Source organism: Nitrospinota bacterium, from assembly GCA_009873635.1.
Taxonomy (GTDB): domain Bacteria; phylum Nitrospinota; class Nitrospinia; order Nitrospinales; family VA-1; genus LS-NOB.
This window is the reverse complement of record WAHY01000035.1, coordinates 1-14,743: the sequence shown is the minus strand read 5'-3', so window position 1 is coordinate 14,743 and position 14,743 is coordinate 1. Positions and strand designations below refer to the sequence as shown.

At 40.1% G+C, this 14,743-nt stretch carries 12 protein-coding genes; 7 read left to right on the top strand and 5 right to left on the bottom strand.

Translation table 11 applies throughout. The features are described from left to right. Positions 1–534, top strand: a 534-nt coding sequence (locus tag F3741_12170; protein ID MZG31536.1) for a pentapeptide repeat-containing protein, incomplete at its 5' end; no start/stop codon positions are given. 34 nt (positions 535–568) lie between these two features. On the opposite strand, the gene F3741_12165 is transcribed toward F3741_12170, so the two are convergent. Next, entirely contained in the window at positions 569–1,234 is a 666-nt protein-coding gene (locus tag F3741_12165; GenBank protein MZG31535.1) for a M48 family metalloprotease, read from the bottom strand. A gap of 185 nt (positions 1,235–1,419) precedes the next feature. Continuing rightward, complete coding sequence (locus F3741_12160; GenBank protein ID MZG31534.1) at positions 1,420–1,641, bottom strand: hypothetical protein; 222 nt, start codon at positions 1,639–1,641, stop codon at positions 1,420–1,422. Between the two features lie 119 nt (positions 1,642–1,760). Here F3741_12160 and F3741_12155 point away from each other — a divergent pair, with 119 nt between their 5' ends. The 3 genes from F3741_12155 (at position 1,761) to F3741_12145 (ending at position 5,325) form a co-directional block, all read left to right on the top strand. Further along, the gene (locus F3741_12155) at positions 1,761–2,657 is read left to right on the top strand and encodes an NAD(P)-dependent oxidoreductase (protein ID MZG31533.1); all 897 of its coding nucleotides are present in this window, start codon (positions 1,761–1,763) and stop codon (positions 2,655–2,657) included. Positions 2,658–2,702: 45 nt separating this feature from the next. Continuing rightward, positions 2,703–3,533: an MBL fold metallo-hydrolase gene (locus tag F3741_12150; GenBank protein ID MZG31532.1), complete on the top strand. Its 831-nt coding sequence runs from the start codon at positions 2,703–2,705 to the stop codon at positions 3,531–3,533. 367 nt (positions 3,534–3,900) lie between these two features. Beyond that, positions 3,901–5,325: a hypothetical protein gene (locus F3741_12145; GenBank protein MZG31531.1), complete on the top strand. Its 1,425-nt coding sequence runs from the start codon at positions 3,901–3,903 to the stop codon at positions 5,323–5,325. 250 nt (positions 5,326–5,575) lie between these two features. Here the strand turns inward: F3741_12145 and F3741_12140 are convergent, their stop codons facing one another. Both F3741_12140 and F3741_12135 read right to left on the bottom strand, forming a co-directional pair. Then, the gene (locus F3741_12140; GenBank protein ID MZG31530.1) at positions 5,576–5,827 is read right to left on the bottom strand and encodes a transposase; all 252 of its coding nucleotides are present in this window, start codon (positions 5,825–5,827) and stop codon (positions 5,576–5,578) included. Positions 5,828–6,036: 209 nt separating this feature from the next. Then, a complete protein-coding gene (locus tag F3741_12135; GenBank protein ID MZG31529.1) occupies positions 6,037–6,255 on the bottom strand; it encodes a transposase in 219 nt (72 codons plus the stop codon). Between the two features lie 687 nt (positions 6,256–6,942). On the opposite strand from F3741_12135, the gene F3741_12130 reads away from it, so the two are divergent. Genes F3741_12130 through F3741_12120 form a run of 3 tightly spaced genes read left to right on the top strand, consistent with a single transcriptional unit; the run spans position 6,943 to position 12,929 of the window. Beyond that, the gene (locus F3741_12130; GenBank protein MZG31528.1) at positions 6,943–8,640 is read left to right on the top strand and encodes an NADH-quinone oxidoreductase subunit L; all 1,698 of its coding nucleotides are present in this window, start codon (positions 6,943–6,945) and stop codon (positions 8,638–8,640) included. A 19-nt stretch (positions 8,641–8,659) separates the two neighbouring features. Beyond that, positions 8,660–9,889 (top strand): hypothetical protein, encoded by a 1,230-nt coding sequence (locus tag F3741_12125; protein MZG31527.1) that lies wholly within the window; start codon positions 8,660–8,662, stop codon positions 9,887–9,889. A 40-nt stretch (positions 9,890–9,929) separates the two neighbouring features. After that, positions 9,930–12,929 carry a DUF2309 domain-containing protein gene (locus F3741_12120; protein ID MZG31526.1) on the top strand — a complete coding sequence of 1,000 codons (3,000 nt, stop codon included), beginning with the start codon at positions 9,930–9,932 and terminating at the stop codon, positions 12,927–12,929. Positions 12,930–13,480: 551 nt separating this feature from the next. Here F3741_12120 and F3741_12115 read toward each other — a convergent pair. Beyond that, positions 13,481–13,567, bottom strand: a complete 87-nt coding sequence (locus F3741_12115; GenBank protein MZG31525.1) for a transposase — start codon at positions 13,565–13,567, stop codon at positions 13,481–13,483. Positions 13,568–14,743 lie beyond the last annotated feature (1,176 nt).

The following is a 14,743-nucleotide window of genomic DNA, read 5'->3' as shown; positions in this document are numbered from 1 at the left end:
AATTTACGGGGAATTCAAATTCCAAAGATAAATTTAAGAAAAGTCAATCTCCGGCAGGCAAATTTAAGTTGGGCCAATTTGCAAGGAGCCGATCTGGAGGGTGCCGATTTAGAGGGCGCCGATTTGCGATATTCGAACCTTATTAATACAAATCTTCAGAAAGCTAATTTAAGCAAGTCAAACCTATTTGGAACCAATCTGGTTGGCGCTAACACATGGAAAACTAATTTTACAAAGGCTAATATTTGTGAAGCCAGGCTAAAAGATAAAGGAATGCCTGTACCGCTTGAGACTGTGGTTGTGCCTGTTTTGAAAATTCGAGGTCCGGAAAGGCGCATATTTAAAAAAGACAGAAGAATAGCGACAAAAAAAACCAAAACTCCCAAGAAACATCATTCATTAAAAGGAAAGGTTGAGCGAAAAACTGTAAAGAATAAATTCAAGAAAATCAAAACACAACTTTCGCCGCGAGAAGACAAGGAGTTAAAACACTTGTCTAAAAAAAAGGTAAAGAAAATCAATGTTTATGTGTGAATGATGAGAATTTTACTTATAAACCCTTCCAGGATTAACGAGAATTTCCAATAAATTTCTCAATGGCTGCTATCCGGCCTGTCATCACGACTTCACCTTCATAACGGATCTGGTTTAGAAAATTTATGTACGCAAGCGGGCTGATACCAACTTGCTCCAATAACAGGAGTGCCATACGGTCTGCCTCCTTTTCAAGTTCCTCGCTGAATCCTTTAGAGTTGAGTTCCTGATTCTTCGAAATTGAAAGATCAATCATTTCTTCCTCATGGCCTTCTAAACCAGGAGGCATCTCTACCATTGTGATTCCGATTTGTGAATAGTAATGATTCATCTTAAGATGGCCCAACTCATGGGCGGCAACCATTATTCGTTGAACTGGACTTAACTTATGAAGGAACCGCTCCGTAATATTAATTTCCATTCCCTTCAATACCCAGGCGTTATCAAAGTCATCCTGCCAGACGACAGCCTTGTAGACCTCAGAGGGATAATTTTTCCTCACAATCGTATCGATGGCTTGCTCCCAAAGAATTGTCGACGCCTGACATTCCCCGGTAAACGGTTTCAGGCATCTGTTTTTTGGAACCGAGCAGGCTGTCTGAAAAAATAAAAGGACCAGTACAATCAAAAAAGTAAAATTATACCTGCTGGAATCATCCCTTTTATTACGATGGGGCAGGTTTATGGTTCTGTTTATCATGGTATGCACGAAGCGATAATTATTGCTGATATCAAAGGTGAAAATATAAAATCCCGGAAAAATATAAATGACTCACTAATTATAATAAAAATCAGAAACAAACTATCCAGGTTTTTATATGATCGCCCGACAGGGAAAACACTTCCTTGTTTCCTTTAAAGTATTTCGTCGGTTATCAGGCAATCTCAGTTTCGGGAGAATAAGGCGATTGAAAAAGCATCTTTAACAGGGTATTGGGATGAATTTTCTTCGTCCGGGAAAGGGGGGTCGGATTTTTGATTGTTTCCAAACATATCCGAAATGGCATTTAAAACCAGGTGTCTTAATTCTGGATGCAGGTTTGAAAACCTCCCTTCGTATAGCTGATTTAATGCCGCATACAGCTCCGGTTCTTCATAAAAAACCATCCCTATATTGGATCCATTTGTTGTGTTAGGATTTGGGTGAGAAACTTTTTGGATTAAGTGGAGATTAAAATAGCTGGGAAAAAATATTCAGTGTTGCTGATTAAAGGAAAGATTCAATCATGACAGGAAACAGTCGGATCGGATTTGTAGGGGTCGGGCGTATGGGCTCAAATATGGCCAGACGTCTTAAGGAAAAGGGTTTTATCTTAACTGCGGTACAGGATCGCAACCAGGCAGCCGCCGAGTCCCTGGCGCAGGAGTTATCCTGCGAAGCAGCAGTTTTGCCAGCACGTGTCGCGGAATTAAGCGATGTTGTGTTGACTGTTGTAACAGATGATGCCGCGATGTCCGAAATTTTCGCGGAGAATGATCCTGCAAGTTTACTTTGCCATGCAAAGAACACGTTGTTTATTAATTTTGCTACAGTCAGCCCGGAAGCACATATCAATGCGGGCGTTCTTGTCGAAAAGCATGGCGGGACTCATCTTGAAGCGCTTATGGCAAGCAGCATAACTCAGGCACGGGAAGGAACTCTCTACCTCATGTGCGGTGGAAAGGAGCCGGTGTTTAAACAGGCACTCCCAATACTTGAAGCCCTGAGCTCAAAATCTCTTTATGTTGGTCCGGCCGGTGAAGCCGCAAAGGTTAAAGCACTGGTCAATATGGTCATGAACTGCAATACTGCCGCGTTAGCAGAAGGATTGGGGCTGGGGAGCGCGCTGGGTTTAGACCTGACTCTACTTCGTAAGGTCTTCAGCGAAACAGGTGCCGCATCGCGGGTTCTTGAAACGGACGGCGAAGATATGCAAATACGCGATCATGATTGCTATTTTTCTGCTGAACATGCCGCAAAGGATTCGGGAATTGCTCTCAATCTGGCGAACTCAGAGGGATTAAAGTTGCCCGTTGCACAAGCAACGTTCGAACAATATCGGCGCCTCGTGGACGCGGGTAAGGGTGAACTGGACAAATCGGGTGTGGCTGAATTGGTATTTAAAGGTCGGATGACAGGGTAGATAGATTTAATTAAGGCGCTATATCTTTTGAAGGAGAAAAACACAATGCCTCTTGAGGATGAATTGGGAGATATTTTACAAAAGGCCCGGGATGGAAAAGCCTGGTCACAGGATGACCTCGTTCGTGCAACAGACCTGGGAGTGGATGATATAAAGCGGATAGAAAGCTATGAGTTGACACCCGGTGACTCGGATGTATTAAAACTTGCAAAAGCATTGGATTTAGATGGCCCGGCACTCATTAATATTGCTCAGGAGAAATGGATGCCGAATGAACCGGCAAATGACCCCGACTTTGATTTGGTTTGCCTGAATGTTTTTATGGGAGAGTATCCGGTAAATTGTTTCCTCCTGCGTTGTAAGGCAACGGGGGAAACCGCGGTGGTAGATACCGGAGCCAATCCAAAAACGATCATCAATAAAGCCCGCGAAATGGGTGTACGTCCCAGTATGATCCTGTTAACTCATGCTCACCCGGACCACGCCGGTGGACTGGGAGAACTGGACAGTGCTTTTGATTGTCCTACCTACATAGATCATAAAGAACCCAGGCCGAGAGGAAGCCGGAATTTTAAAATTGTAAAAGAGGGTGATGAGTTGACGCTTGGTAAATTACGCATCAGATGTTTAGAAACGCCTGGCCATACGACAGGTGGTGTTTCTTACCTGATAAATCAAACATTACTTTCCGGAGACGTGATCTTCGCCGGTTCCATGGGGCGTGCCAATTCCTCCTGGAACGATTTGTTTAATTCCATAACGAAAAAGGTTCTTCGCCTGCCAGATGACACCGGCATTTATCCCGGTCATGGACCCGCAACAACAGTGAAACAGGAGAAGGAACACAATCCATTTTTCATTGGAAGAGTAAAGTAGTTTCAAAAATTTTTGCAGGATGATAGAATTTACACGGCCTCACACGAAGGCGATCCAACTTTAGATTGGTTGAAAAATTTCAGGTTCCCGCCTCAAAATAAAAATCAGCTTTTTCTTGTCGTATTCAGGAAGAAGTGGAAAAACTGATCACCTTGAAGTTTTAAAAATAAAAACGAGATTTTTAATGCCGCGAATTTATTGATACAAAACAACCCTGATAATTTTATTGGTGAAATCCTGTTGAAGCAGGGCGCGCTTTCTCTTTCCAACCTCATAAAAGCTTTGTCTGGTTTTAATAAGGATTTAAAATCTCAAAACGCTCCATAATCAAAGCTAATGTAAGGGATTCTGGTTTTTTAAATTAACGATGAAAAAATATCACTTCTATAACGCCTGGTTTGCCCTGCTTTTAATTTTTCTGGCTTTCCCTTTGCCTGTAGTTGGAAACCCGTTTTATGACTCCCTTTCCAGTTCAAAACGTGAAGAAATAAAAATTATTGATGACAATACTGTTGAAGTAGGAATCGGGCCGGATGACCGTTCGGTAAGTAGTAATATATTGGATGCAGTACAAAGTATTCCTTATGTTGGGGCGGGAGGTGACCCGGATGTGGTTTTTGTAAATAAAGAGAAGGTTCATCATTTTCGTAGAGGGCTCTACACCTGGGACAGGGGAGGTAAATATAGAGTGCGTTTGACTACAAAGTACATTCGTGAGTTTGGAAATATCCGTATTCATGTCCCAAAAGAAGGAACAATATTTCTAGAAGAGGAGAAGAGTGACGTAAGAAATCCCACATCTCAATATCATAAAGACCTTGCAAAGAATATAAGGGAAGAAATTTCTATTATTGATGAAAATATGGTGGAGGTGGGTATCGGGCCGGATGACCATTCGGTAAGCAGCTCGATTATTGATGCGATAAAAAGTATTCCCTCGGTGAAGGATGGCGTTGAACCGGAGCAGGTGTATGTTAATGGCGAACCCATTTATCATATTCAGAAAGGAAGCTATGCCTGGGACCCGGAAGGGAAAAAGGAAGTCCGGTTGACCGCGAAATACATGCGCAAGTTTGGAAATATACAAGTTCATATTGACCGGGCAGAATCCCCGCTTGTCCCAATTCAAGACCCGGGTCCATCTGTTGCGATGAAAACCCCTGAGCCAGAAACTATTGCAAAAGAAATCCCCGTAAAAATATCTGAACGCGCTCCTGCCCAGGAGTCCATTGAGCCTGTCCCTGTTTTGAAAGAGGAGACGTTTGTCGCAACACAAATTCCTGAAGAAATTAAACCGGGTATTGTGAAAGGTTTCCGCCTTGCACGATTTGGAATGAACGAGGTGCAGTTGATCAAAGCGATTCAATCAGATTTTGGCAAGCTTGAAAATGAAATTGAAAAGCGAAAGCATCCGAAATCGGGTCAACGCGCTTTGGCTATTGTTTCTCCTGCATTGGATGCTCAAAATGGGAAAGCCCAGATTTTTTACTATCTATCTTCGCGGGACAATACCCTGAGCAAGGTTGATGTGATATGGGGTCATCCGGATCACTCTACAGTGAGCCATGCTGTTTTGCAAAAGTCCGCAGAGCGATTCAAAGAACTTTTCGGTGCGCTGGTCACTCAGCCCGGTAACAATGAAAATAACAATAGTCCTTATATTTTTTATGGGGAAGATATGAGGGGAAATGGAATTAAGCTTAAGTGGGACAAACCCTACGATAAAGAATTCCAATTGTTACCAGGGTCTAATACCACACTTATGCTTTCCTATTATAAGCATGATCAATGATGGCATATATTTTTGGTAAAGCCATATTGCATATTAAGATCAGGCTGCTTAAAGCGGGTGATCGCAAAGTGAAAGCTGTTGGGCAACCGTCAGAGGAGAAAGTTTACTACTTTTAGAAAACCGTTATCTTCGGTCAAGGATTGTTTCCTTCCTGTATTTAAATCACAAATCGTTAAAAATTTTCCAGAGAGAAAATCCAGAAAAGGACAGTTGGATTACTCTAGCCTGCCCAATTAATTTGTACCAATCTTTAAGATAGTATTTCCACTTTTGGTTTAATCGTTTCAGGAGCCGGAGGTTGATAATTGAGTGAACTATGGGGTCTAAATTGATTGTATTCTTTCCTCCAGTTTTCTATCAAGACCTTAGCTTCCAGCAAAGTTGTAAAGATTTCTCCATTCAACAGCTCATCTCTGAGCTTTCCATTAAACGACTCATTGTAGCCATTCTCCCAAGGAGAACCCGGGTCAATGAATAAAGTTTGAATTCCTAATCGTACCAACCAGTTTCTAACTGTTTTAGATGTAAACTAAGAACCGTTATCAGAACGTATAAATCCTGGTAGTCCACGATAGATAAACAGATAGCCAAGTTGTTCCAGTATATCCTGTGATCTTAATCGACGAGTTACCTTGAGAGTAAGACATTCTCTCTTATACTCATCAATCAACGTTAATATCCGCAAAGGTCTTCCATCCTCAGTCCTTGTAGTCATAGAGTCATAAAGTCATAACTCCACACATGATCCTTGAACTGAGGCCTCAAACGAATACAGGAACCATCGTTAAACCATAATCGTTTTCGTTTGGGTTGTTTTTGAGGAACCTTCAATCCCTCCTTCCGCCAAAGACGCTCCACTCGTTTATGGTTTACTTTAAAACCTTCTCTTTGCAACAATCGGTTATTCTGCGGTAACCATAGCGACCGTATTTGGTTGCCAGTTCAATCATGCGTTGAGTCAAGAACTCTTCTTCATCTCTTTTTTTATAAATATAACGATGAGTAGAGTGGGGTTGATTTAACACCCGACAAATCCTACGTTCTGAAACATTGAAGTGTTCAATTACATAAAACACAGCTCGACGCTTCTTCTCGAGCTTAATACTTTACCTCAGCTAATTCCTTTAGTCTGTATAGTATCTCTAATTAAAAAGATGAATGAGAGATTTTTCTGGTTTGTAAAAATCAAAATTGACACATGAAGGTATTTTCGCGTATTGTAATTCTTGTATTTGTCCCGATGTGAAAAAATCTTGCAACTAATTTGCTTATTTCAATGGTATGGCGGTTTAATTAAAATGTTTTTCGCAATGGACCTTTTTGACCAGTTTCATGCATATCTTGGTTTCCTTAGCAAAAAACATTCTAAAGCTTTTAAAAATAAATAGTTAGAGTAGGAATTGTCTAATTTGCAATGATAGAAAAACATAGGCAGTTTCGTGACCTGATACAAATGAAAAATTTTTTTTGATAAGTGGTTTATTCTGGCAAATGGTACCCCTTTTGACAAAGAATTCGGCTCGAAAATATTTTGCAACTTTTCTTAGATTCTTTTATCAAATAGTCAGAGTAAGTGAAACGAAAAAAGTTTAAGACAGAAAAAGGAACTTTTACGATATGGTAATCCCAGTCCTTATTATACTGTTTCCATTGTTAGCTTCAATGCTAATAGGGGTTTTTGGAAAACAAATGTCAGCATCACAGGTTGCCAAGACGGGGGTCTATGCTTCTTGGGCGGCGGCCCTATTTGCTGTATGGACTCTTTATTACGTCGGAACCCAGGGGATTGTTCAATTTACTTTTTGGACCTTGAATTATGAAGGGTCATCCATCTTTAAAGTTGGAATGTTGGTTGATAGGCTCACAGCCGTTATGATGATGTTAATCACGAGCGTGAGCGTTGTCATCCATACCTATTCCGTAAGGTATCTTGAAGGAGATTCAGGCTACGCCCGGTTTTTCGCGCTCTTGAGCTTTACGACCTTCGTCATTCTTGCTCTTGTATCAAGCCCTAACCTGCTTATGTTGTTTATCTTTTGGCAGTTATTGGGCTTGGCACTTTATCTACTTCTTAATTTTAATTACTCACATCCTGATGCTTGCCGCAATGGATTTAAATCATTTTTTATACATCGCGTTGGGGATGTTGGTTTTCTCTTTGGATTGTTTCTTGCCTATAAGTATTTTGGAACTCTTGAGTTTACAGAACTTTTTAAAGCAGCCGCGGAAAATAGCCATATGGTTTCTCTTTTGCCGGGCAATGCCTTGGAAGTGAATGTCATTTCCCTGATTACACTTTCTATTTTTGTAGGTGCAATAGCCAAATCTTCTCAATTTCCTTTACATGTTTGGTTGCCGGACACTATGGATTCCCCCACTCCTGTCTCTGCTCTGATGCATGCTGGGATTATTAATGCTGGGGGATTTTTATTGAACCGATTAGCTCCATTTTATGCTTTGTCGCCATCAACTCTTCATTTTGTATTTTTTATTGGTGTACTTACGGTTCTGATGGGTGCTTCAATCATGTTGGTGCAAAACGATATCAAGAAAACCCTTGGCTTTTCCACTATGGCACAAATGGGATACATGATAATGGAATGTGGGCTGGGCGCCTTTGCATTAGCAATTTTCCATTTAATTGCCCACGGTTTTTTTAAAGCATCTTTGTTTTTGGGATCGGGAACAGGAATACATACATCCCGCTATGAACCAAAGCATCCGCATTCACACGAGCATGATGGAGATCCGTCTTCATCAAAACTAACCTGGGCAACCGGTTTAGTGATTACCTTGATAATGCCAATGGTTATTCTTTTGGTTACTCATGATATTCTGAATATACATTTACAAAATGTGCATGGGGCTGTGATTTTCTTATTTTTTAGTTGGGTGACTGTCTCTCAAGTCATGTTCAGTTTATATCGTCTGCAGGCAGTGGCATCATGGATAGTGGCATTTTCGATGATTGGGGCATTATTTGTAATCGGGTTCGCATACTTTTGGGCCGGAGAGGAATTTACACATTTCCTATACCCGGGGCCGGGAGAGGCAGAAGGTTTATTTTTAGCAGCATCATTTCCTCCATTAATATTTGACATGATCATCTTGGTATCCACTGGACTTTTCTTGTTAGGTTGGTTTGTCGCCTATAACAAAGTCAAAGGCCAAAAAACATTTATTTCTGATTGGCTCAATTCAACCTGGAAGCGAATGTATATTATCTTAATCAATCGATTCTATATTGATCAGGTATATGTTCGTTGGAACAACAATATTTTGCGTTTGGCTCAAAAGGTAGCCCATCGTTTTTAATTTATAACGTACAATAATTATGGAAAATCAAAACCTAATTTTAATAAGTCTCGCCTTGGCCCCGATTATTGTCGGAGTTATGGGGAGGGTTTTGAATTTTTCATTTTCGAGTATGAAATTTATCAGCTTAGCTACAATCTCCATTTTAGGGTTAACTCTGGTCTTTTCTATAAATCAAAATCCATCAATAAAATTTTTGGTTCTGGCAGTTCTTCTTATGGGTTTTTGCGTCATGATTTGTCAGGAAAAATTGCAGCAGACCTCGGAGTTTTATTTCTTATGTTTGGTAACTATCGGGTTGACCTTGGGTGCAATCATGGGTCAGGAGCTTTTGAACCGTCTTTTTCTTTGTTCCCTCCTTGGGTTTATGGCATTTTCTATTGCCCAACAAAAGAAAACCTCACCTAGAAAAACTTTCACCCTTATTCATTTCGCGATTGCAAGCATTTTACCTTTAGGTTCTATATTTGGAGGTGAATCCTTAAAAGAGCTTTCACGTTTGTTTCTAGCACTAACCTTCTTGCCACTCATTCCCTTTCATCTCCCATTTTCGGGAGTTGTGGATAATGGCAAAGGGGCTCTGTCAAGTCTTTGGTTAGTTGTCTGGCTGGCACTAGGTCTTGCAGAGTTAAATATTATCTATTCATCACTTTCAAAAAATATATTGATTTCTATTGGTTTTTTAGCCTTGATTACTGCATTTTATGCTTCCCTAGCAGCTTTAGGGCAAAAGAAAGCCAATCCTTTTATTGCTGCTGCAACTGTGGCTTACGTATCGATTATCTGGGGTCTGCTGAATGTTTTTCCGAATTTTCCAAAATGGGGAATCGCCTTTGGTGTAGCCGTGGCATTCGTGTTGGGAGGAATTAGCTTAGCCTTTTCATTCGTAAAAGTTCGTTATGGTTGGCAGACCATAGGGAAGCTTCCAGGTCTTGCCGATCCGATGCCTCGATTAGGAACAGTAATGGTTCTTCTTGTCAGTTTTGCTTTATTTCTACCCATGATTCCCACATTCACAGGCTTGATAGTGATGCCAACTATCGAAACCCTGGATGTTAATTTTATAAAAATATTTTTTATATTTTTTGCAGTTTGGTTGGGCGGTGGCTGGTTTTTATTGCAAATGCTTCACCAAACTGCTTTTGGATCTGCACGTGAAAATGTTCCCTATTCTGATTTGTGCATAACGGAATATATTGCGGTAATGATTTTATTATTAGGCGCTGTTTATAGTGGATTGCTCTATTAGCGCTTCAGTTTTCAACCATTCCAGGAGGCCTGTAGGCTAAATGGCTATCGTCGAAGAAAAAAATTCAGACAAGCCAATGGATCCCCAGCGGGAAGAGTTACAGTCATTGGTGAAAAAGGCCAGTGGTCCTATTTCTCACTATTGGCCCATGAAAACATTTATTCATCATAACCCCCTTCACGGACTGGAAGGTTTGCATTTTGAAGAAGCAATTAAAGAGGCAGAAAAGATTTTTAGAGGAGACGGATATCTTCAAAATAAAGAAAACCGTATTTATTATAAAAAAGGTCGAATAACCGAAGAAGCTCTAAACAATGCCCTGGATGAAGTCTCTAAAGACACCTCCATCTCCCTGGGTGGAAAAAATGTCTCTCACCATGAATTTTTAAAAACTATTTTTATAAATGGCACTGGCAAAGTAGCAAAAGATGCATCTGCGGCAGTTTTTAAATCCCAATCAAATCAATCTGAATTACAAAGTCTTATCGATGCCCTTCAAAATTCACAAAAAATCGATGAAAACAAAGAATCTTTAAAGGATTATGCTAATCGTGAGCGGGATGAATTGGCAACGAAGTACACATTGGCAGAATGGTGCGAACAATCACTTGGAATAAAGGTGGGATTTCAATTAAACAACGAAGTGATTAAATGGGTTAGCGGATTTCTCGATGAAGGGCATGCTCACTGGTCAATGCCAATGCGAGAAAAAAGTTTTTATGCAAATTGGAAAGAGTTGGCTGTAGAGGACACCTCAGGCTCCTTGTCAGGCATCCCCGATTGGAAAAATAAAATAAAGAGCTTACCAGATCTTCCGGAAGACACCATTTCCCAATGTATGTCCGAATTATTCATTCCCAAAGATTTATGGATCGGTTATTTCTCTTTACATCTTTCCCAATTAGCCGGATGGACTGGATTTCTTAAATGGCGCTCGGAACAAGTCAAGTATGAGTGGCAAAATGCCTTTCCAATTGACTTGACCCAGTATTTGGCCGTTCGAGTATTTTATGAAAAGGAAATGATTGACCTTGCTTGCCGAACTAAGCTGGATATTCCTGGAACCTATAATTCAATTAAAGATTTTTTGGAAAAGAATTCTAATGGATACGGGCTTTACAAAGATAGCCAAACCAGAGGTCTGCCAGAGGCAATTGAAGATAGCGTGGATTTATCGATGTTTGATCAAGATCCTTTACCCATTAACGATATAAATCAAGCCGCATTTAGTTTGATTTCGAAATGGGAACAATTACGGAATCAGCAGGAAATTATCGTTCAAGCCTTAACTGTAATGCACCTTGCTAAACATTTGAACGTGACAGTGCAAGATATTTTAAAAGGCGGGCTCACTCCATTAAACACTTTAATTGGCTGGGCTGAAGAGTTTCCTGAATCAATGCATGGACCAGTCTGGCTCAAGGCTTTAGAATCGAGCTTCATCAATGGTTTTGTTAAAAGGTTTTCTCCAAATATTGAGAATTTAAAAAAAATAGATAGCGGCGAAGAAAAACCGCTGGTATCACGCCCTTTTTCTCAAACCCTTTTTTGTATTGATGTCCGCTCAGAAAACTTTAGAAGAAAACTGGAAGAGATTGACGATCATGAAACGTTTGGGTACGCTGGCTTTTTTGGGATTCCTTTATGCTACCAAGGTTTTTCAGATGACTACCAAACAGACCAATGCCCTGTTCTTCTAATCCCAAACAATTTAATAATAGAAAAACCCCGAAACGATCATGCTCAAACCACTCAACATTTTTTAGAAAGAAAAAAATACGGTAGGGATGCCCACACGTTATTACACGATTTAAAGGAAAACGTTATTACACCTTATATTATGGTTGAAGCTATTGGCTGGTTCTTTGGGTTTAGACTTTTCGGTCAAACTTTGCATCCGAAGCTTTTCAATAAAGGTCTTACCTGGCTGAAAAAACCTTTCAAAGTTCCTCTGGCTACTTCTGTAACTGTAGATAAAAAAGAAAACACAGATGTGGGAAAAGAAGGAACCATTCAAACAGGGTTCAACCTTGACGAACAAGCCCGTTTCGTAGAAAACGCAATTAGGATTCTAGGATTCACAACTTTTTCCCGACTGATCCTGCTTTGCGGTCATGGTAGTACTTCTGACAACAATCCTTTCGAATCTGCGCTGGATTGCGGGGCTTGCGGAGGCAACCATGGGAGTGCAAATGCACGTGCCCTTGCCGTGATGGCCAATAACCCAGAAGTAAGAAAAATATTGGCCGAGAAGGGTCTGGAAATCCCAGCAGACACTCATTTCCTTCCCGCGCAACATGACACGACAACCGATGAAATAGCATTTTTTGATTTGGAAAACCTACCTGCCACGCATCAACAAGATTTATCTAAACTTCAGCGCGACTTCAAGGAGGCTGGCGAAATGAATAGTCGGGAGCGTTTACCCCGAATGCCCGATGAGCCAGAGTTAACTGGGAATTTCAACGCACTAAATCGTGCAAAAATACGGAGTATGGATTGGTCCCAAGTTCGACCCGAATGGGGACTTTCCGGACACACCGCTTTTATTGCTGGCCGTAGAAAATTAACGCAAGGAATGGATTTAGAAGGACGGACCTTTTTACACTCCTATGATTCCTCAAAAGATCCTGATGGAAATGCTTTGGAAGTCATCATGACCGCTCCCATGATCGTAGGGCAATGGATTAACATGGAGCATTATTTTTCCACGGTTGATGTCAATGTTTATGGGGCGGGCAGCAAAGCGTATCATAATGTCGTTGGCAATGTAGGTGTCATGTTCGGCACCCAAAGTGACCTTTCCATCGGTCTTCCTGTCCAGACTGTAATGGATGGTGAGAAACCTTATCACGAACCCATGCGTTTGTTTGTAATTATTGAAGCCCCAAGAAAAATGATTGATGCCATAATTTCAAAACACGAAATGTTGCAGGGATTAATTGGTAATCAATGGCTTCATATTGTTTCATTAGATCGCGAAGATATGGAATTTTACCAACGACAACCCACTAGCGGTTGGAACCACATTGCAAGGTAAATCAGCTCATCGACCAAAAATCTACTTATAACTCTAAATAACTTTAGAAACTAAATATAAGCATGGTTCCAAGGTAATTGATGTCGGATCCATCAGAAGTTTGTTCAAAAACTTAACCGCACGAAAATAGAAAAATGTACCTTTAATACAAAGATGGGGATTGAGATTGTATTTCACTTCCAGTTCAAGATGGGCTCTGACATAGCACTTCCCATTGTTATGTAAGCTCCGGAGTAATCCATTCGCAATATAATAAATTCCTGTCTAGGCTACCAGTACAAATAAACAAAATACTCGTGGTAATTAACCAATAATCACCCTAAGTCAAACCAACTCTAGCGACAAAACCTCAGTATTTAGTCCAATTTTAAATTCAGTTTCTGCATATTGAGCATCACCGCAAATCTGTGCCAGTCGTACTCAAGAAAAACCGGGCATTTTATAGGCCCGGATCAGTTGTCTTTCCGCAAACTCCAAATGTGTTAATCATTCAGTTAGCTGTGTGGACGAAATGTACTATACTCTTCCCTCCTGGGTTCGATCTTTTCTTTTTAATATTGGAGGGTTAAAAACCAATGAACGTTCATACACTCGTCCCGGAACGTCACGTTGAATAATTCGATAAACGCATTATTCATGGGCTTCCCAGAGCGTTAGAAGTCCAAAGAATCCTAGTTTTCATAGGCCCACCTGTCTAAAGCGTTGCCAATAAATTCCGGACCATTATCTAGGAAGATTCGCTCCGGGCTAAATCGTTTCATACCGATAATTCTTCTCCCTAGCAAATAGTTTTTAAATGTTTATCATTTGGAATACATATTGGTGGTCGGGTGAGAATAAAAACAATTGACTTAATTTTTATTCTGAAAATATTGATAATTAATTTAGTTTTTAGGATAGATTAGATCTGAATAGCTCCATACTGCACCTGACCAGCCAATTATAAAAGCAATCAGATATCCAATTATATTTTTCATAAGTAGCTCCTTGATTATAGGTTTTAAATAGTTCAGAGGTTATTTTCCTTTATTATCATTAAGTAAACGTTAAATTAATATTAAATCTTTTTAATTATGGTGATCAAAGATGTTTTGCGTCACCAGAATGTGGACCATCATGACGAAGCAGAATAACAAATGGGCAGAAATCCGAATCACGGATTCAGGAAACGGGATTCCAGATGCCATCAGGCATAAAATTTATGACCACTTTTTTAACACCAAGGAATTAGGGAAAGGCACCGGATAAGGATTGGCATTATTCCATGCAATGATCGTCAAAAAACATCACGGGAAAATACTCCTTGAATCTGAAATGGGCCAAGGAACAACGTTTACCATTTGCCTTCCGCTTGAGAATAGCTTTTAACATAATGGGATGGTATGAAAGTTATCAGATTTAGAGTTCAGGTTTCATAAGTTTGAACCTCACTCTGCAAGCACAAAGTAAACCAATAAAATCATTTAATACGAATACGACCCAATAATTTGAATTATTTTTGTTCGCGCCTAATCACAAATTTCATTCCAGCCGGCAAGGCCGGGGTTTTTATAATATTTGTTTTTTTTGACATTCCAGATTATGTTTAGAAAATTTTCTGGGTTTTTGACTTTTGTATCAACTATCATGAAAATGAAGCAATTCTTATGCATTTGCGTAATGTCGATTGACCGATTATTTTTTTTTGCTTTTGTTTCTGGGGTGAACGACAAAGAATGATATCTTGGCCCTCCCAAAATACTTGGACTTATATAAGCATTGCAGTATAAACTTTCGTCAAACTCAAAAGATGTTTTAAATTTATATAACTCAGC

What these genes read in the sequence shown, in the direction of transcription:
- F3741_12150 (MZG31532.1), top strand. Translation starts at nt 2,703, where the DNA reads ATGCCTCTTGAGGATGAATTGGGAGATATTTTACAAAAGGCCCGGGAT.
- F3741_12155 (MZG31533.1), top strand. Translation starts at nt 1,761, where the DNA reads ATGACAGGAAACAGTCGGATCGGATTTGTAGGGGTCGGGCGTATGGGC.
- F3741_12145 (MZG31531.1), top strand. Translation starts at nt 3,901, where the DNA reads ATGAAAAAATATCACTTCTATAACGCCTGGTTTGCCCTGCTTTTAATT.
- F3741_12130 (MZG31528.1), top strand. Translation starts at nt 6,943, where the DNA reads ATGGTAATCCCAGTCCTTATTATACTGTTTCCATTGTTAGCTTCAATG.
- F3741_12160 (MZG31534.1), bottom strand. Translation starts at nt 1,641, where the DNA reads ATGGTTTTTTATGAAGAACCGGAGCTGTATGCGGCATTAAATCAGCTA.
- F3741_12125 (MZG31527.1), top strand. Translation starts at nt 8,660, where the DNA reads ATGGAAAATCAAAACCTAATTTTAATAAGTCTCGCCTTGGCCCCGATT.
- F3741_12165 (MZG31535.1), bottom strand. Translation starts at nt 1,234, where the DNA reads ATGATAAACAGAACCATAAACCTGCCCCATCGTAATAAAAGGGATGAT.
- F3741_12115 (MZG31525.1), bottom strand. Translation starts at nt 13,567, where the DNA reads ATGAATAATGCGTTTATCGAATTATTCAACGTGACGTTCCGGGACGAG.
- F3741_12120 (MZG31526.1), top strand. Translation starts at nt 9,930, where the DNA reads ATGGCTATCGTCGAAGAAAAAAATTCAGACAAGCCAATGGATCCCCAG.